This is a genomic window from Bradyrhizobium sp. UFLA06-24 (assembly GCF_054967145.1).
In genome coordinates this window covers 37048-43717 of the sequence record NZ_JADFUE010000053.1, presented here as the reverse complement: position 1 = coordinate 43717, position 6670 = coordinate 37048, and the positions used below count along the sequence as shown (strand labels likewise).

Annotated in this window: 6 protein-coding genes; 3 read left to right on the top strand and 3 right to left on the bottom strand. The window is 65.7% G+C overall.

Annotated features, from left to right (window positions below):
- Nucleotides 1-80 precede the first annotated feature (80 nt).
- A complete protein-coding gene (locus IF809_RS29900; RefSeq protein WP_128964121.1) occupies nucleotides 81-956 on the bottom strand; it encodes a UTP--glucose-1-phosphate uridylyltransferase in 876 nt (291 codons plus the stop codon).
- A gap of 202 nt (nucleotides 957-1158) precedes the next feature.
- On the opposite strand from IF809_RS29900, the gene IF809_RS29895 reads away from it, so the two are divergent.
- Together IF809_RS29895 and IF809_RS29890 are read left to right on the top strand one after the other, a co-directional pair.
- Entirely contained in the window at nucleotides 1159-2529 is a 1371-nt protein-coding gene (locus IF809_RS29895; protein WP_188637355.1) for a lytic murein transglycosylase, read from the top strand.
- 149 nt (nucleotides 2530-2678) lie between these two features.
- Entirely contained in the window at nucleotides 2679-4364 is a 1686-nt protein-coding gene (locus IF809_RS29890) for an SGNH/GDSL hydrolase family protein (RefSeq protein WP_128964119.1), read from the top strand.
- Between the two features lie 157 nt (nucleotides 4365-4521).
- On the opposite strand, the gene IF809_RS29885 is transcribed toward IF809_RS29890, so the two are convergent.
- Complete coding sequence (locus IF809_RS29885) at nucleotides 4522-4896, bottom strand: CsbD family protein (protein ID WP_128964118.1); 375 nt, start codon at nucleotides 4894-4896, stop codon at nucleotides 4522-4524.
- Between the two features lie 77 nt (nucleotides 4897-4973).
- Nucleotides 4974-5711 (bottom strand): SDR family NAD(P)-dependent oxidoreductase, encoded by a 738-nt coding sequence (locus IF809_RS29880; protein ID WP_128964117.1) that lies wholly within the window; start codon nucleotides 5709-5711, stop codon nucleotides 4974-4976.
- 98 nt (nucleotides 5712-5809) lie between these two features.
- Between IF809_RS29880 and IF809_RS29875 the strand changes: the two genes are divergently transcribed.
- A complete protein-coding gene (locus IF809_RS29875) occupies nucleotides 5810-6589 on the top strand; it encodes an SDR family NAD(P)-dependent oxidoreductase (protein ID WP_128964116.1) in 780 nt (259 codons plus the stop codon).
- Nucleotides 6590-6670 lie beyond the last annotated feature (81 nt).

The following is a 6670-nucleotide window of genomic DNA, read 5'->3' as shown; positions in this document are numbered from 1 at the left end:
GTTGTCTCGCATCGGAATCCTCCCTGAACAGGATGAATTCGATCAGCGAATTAGTGAACATGCACAGCAATGACGAGCAGCTACTGCCCCAGATACTTCTTCATCTCCGCGATCAATCCTTCGCGCAGCTCCGGCCGCTTCAGCGCGTAGGCGATGTTGGCGCGAAGGAAGCCGGGCTTGGAGCCGCAATCATGGCGCTCGCCCTCGAACTCGACGCCGTAGAAGTTTTGCGATTTGGCGAGACCGATCATGGCATCGGTGAGCTGGATCTCGCCGCCGGCGCCGCGCTCCTGGGTCTCCAGGATCTTGAAAATCTCGGGCTGGAGGATGTAGCGGCCGGTGATCGAGAGGTTGGAGGGAGCGGTGCCCTTGGCCGGCTTCTCGACCATGCCGTCGACCTCGAACATCTTGCCGGTGCGCTTGCCGACGCCGCAGATGCCGTATTGATGGGTGAGATGATCGGGCACGGCCTCGACCGCGATCAAATTGGATTTCTCCCCGAGCGTTGCAGCCATCTCGATCATCTGCTTGAGGCAGCCCGGCGTGTTGAGCACGAGTTCGTCCGGCAGCACCACCGCGAACGGCTCGTTGCCGACGATGTCGCGCGCGCACCAGACCGCATGGCCGAGACCGAGCGGCGCCTGCTGGCGGGTGAAGCTGACGGCGCCGGCGTCCGGCTGGTTCTGTGCCAGGATTTCCTGCTCGGCCTTCTTGCCGCGCGCAGCCAGGGTCGCATCGAGCTCGAACATCCTGTCGAAATGATCTTCGATCACGTTCTTGTTGCGGCCGGTCACGAAGATGAAGTGCTCGATGCCGGCTTCCTGTGCCTCGTCATAGACGTACTGGATCAGCGGCTTGTCGACGATGGTGAGCATTTCCTTCGGCATTGCCTTGGTGGCAGGCAAGACGCGGGTGCCGAGGCCGGCGACGGGGAATACGGCTTTGCGGATCTTCATGTGGTGATCGAATACCTTGAGAGATGCGTGAACGAAGCAATGCGAGCTTGCTAGCCGGTTTGCAGCCGGTAACAAAGGCGGATGTAGGGCCCTTGCTTAGGGACTTGATGACAAGGCCGCCTACAAAATTTCACCTTTGTTAAGATATTGGCAACCGTAACCGGGCCTCCTGAAGGCGGATTTTTGGCCGGACAGGTGGGGCATGAGGCAATTGGTGACAGGCGTAGCGGGATCCTTGACCGGCGCAACAATGCTTGCGGTCGCCTCGCTGTTCCCGCTTCCGGCGCAGGCGCAGGCCCAGAACGGCTTGTCGAACCTGTTCGGCGGCATCTTTTCCGGACCAAGCTCGGCGCCCCAGGCCGCAGCGCCAGGCGGTGCCCAGCCCTGGAGCGGCGAAGACGGCGCGTCCGGTCATCCGCTGATGACGGCGGCCGCGATCCGCGAGGCTGCCGGCAATTTCAGCAATTGCGTCGCCGGCATGTGGCCCGATGCCGCACGTCGCGGCATCACGCAGGAGAATTTCCAGCGCTTCACCGAAGGCCTTGCCCCCGATCTGCGCATCATGGACCTGATGGATTCGCAGCCCGAGTTCTCCAGGTCGATCTGGGACTATCTCGACATCCTGGTGAACGATAACCGCCTCGCCAAGGGCAAGGAGATCCTCGCCAAGTACAAGGCGCAGTTCGACGCGACCGAGAGGGCCTATGGCGTCGACCGTTACATCATCGCCGCGATCTGGGGCATCGAGTCCAATTATTCGACGCAGATGGGCGACCGCAGCGTGCTGCAATCGACCGCGACGCTCGCCTGCATCGGCCGCCGCCAGGCCTACTTCAAGGATGAATTCCTCTCCGCGTTGGAGATCCTCAACCGGGGCGATCTGCGCCCCGAGCAGATGCGCGGCTCCTGGGCCGGCGCGTTCGGCCCGACCCAGTTCATGCCGACCGCGTTCAAGCGCTTTGCCGTGGACGGCGATGGCGACGGACGGCGCGACGTCGTCGACAATCCGACCGACCTGATCGCCTCAACTGCCAACAATTTGAAGAAGGACGGCTGGCAGAGCGGCCAGACCTGGGGCTTTGAGGTGGTGGTGCCCCAAGGGTTCAATTACATGCTGGCCGATCGCGCCAAGATGATGACGATCGCGCAGTGGGAGAAGCTCGGGCTCAAGCGGGCGACGGGCCAGCCGTTCCCGCATCCGGCGGAGAAAGCCTACCTGCTGGCGCCCGCCGGCGCGCAGGGCCCCGGCTTCCTGATGCTGCAGAACTTCCGGGTGATCATGAAGTACAACCCGGCCGAGGCCTATGCGCTGGCGATCGGCCACTTCGCCGACCGCCTGCGCGGCGGGCAGCCCTTCGTGCAGCCCTGGCCGCGGCAGGAGCGCGAATTGTCCCGCACCGAGCGGCTGGAACTCCAGCAGCTTCTGGCTCAGCGCGGCTTCTACAAGGGCACCCCGGACGGCCAGTTCGGCGGCCAGACCCGGGAGGCCCTGCGCAATTTCCAGGCCTCGATCGGGGTCCCCGCGGACGGATTTGCCTCCTCCGACGTGCTGGACCGGCTGCGCGGGCAGTAAAAGCGCGCCGAAAGTAACCTTGAAGCGGGGATTCCGGCCGTTCGGCGGTGTATGGGGCAGAAATCCGCGAGAGAATTTGCCCGTTTGGCGCCCGATTCCGTTATTATAGCGAGCCAATTCCAGACCCGTTGCGCGCCGCCCGAGATCGCATGTCGAAGCCAAAATCCTTTTTCAAGGCGCTGACCGAGACCGGCCCGCTGATCGCGCTGGGAACGGCGCTTGCGATCCTGGTCTCGATCGCGGGACCGGCCTCGGCGCAGTTCTTCAACTTCCCCGGCTTCGGCGGCCCGCCGCAACGCGCGGCCCCGCCGCCGCGACACGGCGGTGGCTGGTTCGGCGGCGATTTCTTCGCGCCATTCCAGCAACAGCAGCCGCAGGCCCCGCGCCAGGATTTTTCGCGCGCGCCCGCGCCCGCCAAGCGCGACACCGTCCCTGAAAAGAACGTGCTGGTGATCGGCGACGCCATGGCCGACTGGCTCGCCTATGGCCTGGAAGACGCCTACACCGAACAGCCCGACATGGGTGTGATCCGCAAGCACCGGACCACCTCAGGCCTGATCAAGTACCAGCCGAAGGGTGAGCCCTCCGATTGGGCGGCGGCCGCGAAGGGCATTTTGGAGACCGAGAAGCCCGACGTCATCGTCGTCATGCTCGGCCTCAACGACCGCATCGCGATCCGCGAACCCGTTGCCGAGAAGCCCGCTGACAAGGACAAGAAGAACGACAAGGGCGCGCACGCCAAGCCGCAAGGAAAGCCCGGCGAGGCCAAGCCCGACGCCGCCGCCAAGCCGGAGGACAAGCCTGTCGATACCGACCTGCCGCAGGATGACGCCGACAACGCCGATACGCCCGCGACGACGCCCGAGAAGGCCACGCGCAATCCGAATGGCCTTTACGAATTCCGCGACGACCGCTGGGTCGAGCTCTACGGCAAGAAGATCGAGGAGCTCGCGGGTGTGCTGAAAGCCAAGGGCGTGCCCGTGCTCTGGGTCGGCCTGCCGGCAATCCGCGGTCAGAAGGGCACCGCGGACATGCTGTTCCTGGATTCGCTCTATCGCGAAGGCGCCGCCAAGGCCGGCATCACCTATGTCGACGTCTGGGACGGCTTTGTCGACGAGGCCGGCCGCTTCCTGCAGAAGGGACCTGACTTCGAGGGCCAGATCCGCCAGCTCCGCAGCGCTGACGGCGTCTACTTCACCAAGCCGGGCGCACGAAAACTCGCCCATTATGTCGAGCGCGAGATCACGCGCCTGCTGGCCGGACGCTCCGGTCCGATCGCGCTGCCGAGCGAACCGGCGACGCCCGACATCAGCGCCGAGCCCGGCAAGCCTGCGCCGCGGCCGCTCGCCGGCCCGATCGTGCCGCTGGTCGCGGCCTCGATCTCGACCGATCAATTGCTGGGCGGACCGGGCACGCGCCCCGCCCCCGTCGATGCCCTCGCCGCCAAAACGCTGGTGAAGGGCGAGCCGCTGGCGGCGCCCGCCGGCCGGGCTGACGATTATGCCTGGCCGCGCCGCGAAGTCGGCCGTGAACAGGCCAAGGGCGATACGCCTGTTGCGGCGACGACGCCTGAGGGTGGTGTTGCGGCTCCCGGCGCGCCGGGCACGCCGGGTGCCGGCGCCGCGATCGCACCGCCCAAGCCGCTCGCGCCGAAGAAGCCTGCATCACAGCAGCAGCCGGCGCAGGCGACGCCGTCCTTGCGCGACTTCTTCGGCTTCGGCTCGCCGCAGCCGGCGCCGCGTCAATTCACGCCGGCGCCGCGCAACCCGAACCCGGGTCCCGCGGTCCCGCGTCCGCCGGGCAACGTCGGGCGGGCGGCGGAAGTGGTGCGGTAGACGATCGCGTGTTCCGGACGCGGCGCAGCACCTCTTGGTGATGCGACGCAGAGCCGGAACAGCTTCTTTCAATATCAACAGAGAATGGGCTCCGGCTCAGCGCAGCAGCGCTCTAGCGCTGCAGCGCGTCCGGGGCACGAGAACGCGTGCTGATCGTTCAGCCGTAATAGCGCCAGCGCGGCGGCGGACGGCGCGCGGGGCGCGACATCAGAAGCGCGAGCGCAAAGCCGATGCCGCCGGCGACCAGCAGCGCGCCGAGCGGATTGTCCTGCACCTTCTGCGCGATCGCCTTGGAGCCATCGCGGAAGGTATCGCCGCTGTTCTCATAGGCGTCCTTGGCGTAGCTCGTCGCAGTGTCGGCTGCGTCACGCACCGCATCCTTGGCCTGGCCGTACAGATTCTGCACGGTGCCTGCGGCTTCCCGCGCCTTGCCCGACGCCTGCGTCTTGGCATCGCCTGCCATGTCTCCGACAGCGCCTTCCGCGCGTCCTGCGAATTCCTTGGCCGATCCCACAATCCGATCCGTATCCATGATGCTCCTCCTCGGGGTCTGCCCAAGTAACCGATCAGGAGGAGCGCAGTTCCATGCGATGACGAAAGTGTCGTCCCCTACAGGATGAGCCCGCCATCGACGACGAGCGTCTGACCGATGATGTAGGACGACAGCGGCGAAGCCAGGAACAGTGCCGCGCCCGCCATGTCGGCCGGCGTGCCCAACCGCCGCAGCGGAATGCGCGACAACGCGCCTTCGAGCCGCTTGGGATTGTCGGTCGTCACCTTCGTCATCTTGGTGTCGACGAGGCCGGGCGCGATGCCGTTGACGCGGATGCCGTCTTCTGCCCAGGCCTCGCCCAGCGTCCGCGTCAATCCGACGGCGCCGGTCTTCGAGGCATTGTAGGCCGGATTGCCCATGGTCGAGTGATAGGCCGCGGTCGAGGACACCATGATCAGCGCGCCCTTCGAATCCCGCAACATGGCATGAAACCGCGTCGCGCACGCCATCAGGCTCATGAGATTGACCTCGACGACCTTACGGAAGCCGGCCATCTCAAACTCGCCGCGGCGATAGATCACGGCGCCCTGCGCGAGCACCAGAATGTCGAGGTTCTCGAAGGACGGCTTGAACGCCTCGATCGCGCCGGGGCTGCTGACGTCGAGCTGCGCGTAGGCAAGACCGCTGAGATCGGAGCCCTCCTCCGCCTGATATTCCGCCGCACGAGCACGCGTGCCGCACACCGCGACGCTGGCGCCTCTGGCACGAAAGGCTTGCGCAATGCCGTTGCCGATGCCGCTGGAACCTCCGACGACCAGAACCTGCTTGCCCGTGAAATCCAGCTCGTTCGCCATCGCGGCCTCCCCTTTTGTTTTGCTTGCTTGACCTGTCTGCGGATCGACGCCAGCCTTGTCCATCTCATCACAAGAAACAAGAGACCCGAGGAAACAGCATGTCCGAGTTCAAAGAGCTCAGCCGCTCCGTCAAGGGCCTGACCGTTCTCGTCACCGGCGCCGCCAGCGGCATGGGCCGCGCGACCGCGCGCGTGTTCGGAGGCGAAGGCGCCAACGTCGCCGTGACCGATCATGACGAGCAAGGCGCGCAGGCCGTCGCGAAGGAAATCGCGGCCAGCGGCGGCTCGGGCAAGGCTTGGAAGCTCGACGTTGCCGACGGCGGCGAGATCAAACGCGTGGTCGGCGACGTCGCGGCGCATTTCGGCGGGCTTGATATCGTGGTCAACAATGCCGGCATCTCCGTGCGCGTCGCGATCGACGACGAGGCTTACGAAGATGCCTGGGCCAAAGGCATCGCGGTGATGCTGACGGCTCACCCGCGCATCATCCGTGCGGCGCTGCCATACCTGCGCAAATCGAAGTCCCCTCGCATCGTCAATATCGCCTCGACCGAGGCGCTCGGCGCCACCGCGTTGCACAGCCCGTATTCTGCAGCGAAAGGCGGTGTCGCGAGCCTGACGCGATCGCTCGCAGTCGAGCTCGGCCGCGAGGGCATCACCGTCAACTGCATCTGTCCCGGTCCGATCCGCACTGCCATCACCGAGCGCATCTCGGAAGAGCACAAGACCATCTACGCCAAGCGCCGCACCGCGCTTCTGCGCTACGGCGACCCCGAGGAGGTCGCGCATATGACGCTGAGCCTGTGCCTGCCGGCGGCGTCCTTCCTCACCGGCGCCGTGATCCCGGTCGATGGCGGGTTGATGGCGCGCAACGCGTAAGAGCCATGCGCGGGGAGCGTTGACAACGCCAGACGCGGGAGTAGCTTTTTCGTCAATAGAGCGGGCCAACCGCTCGCGGTT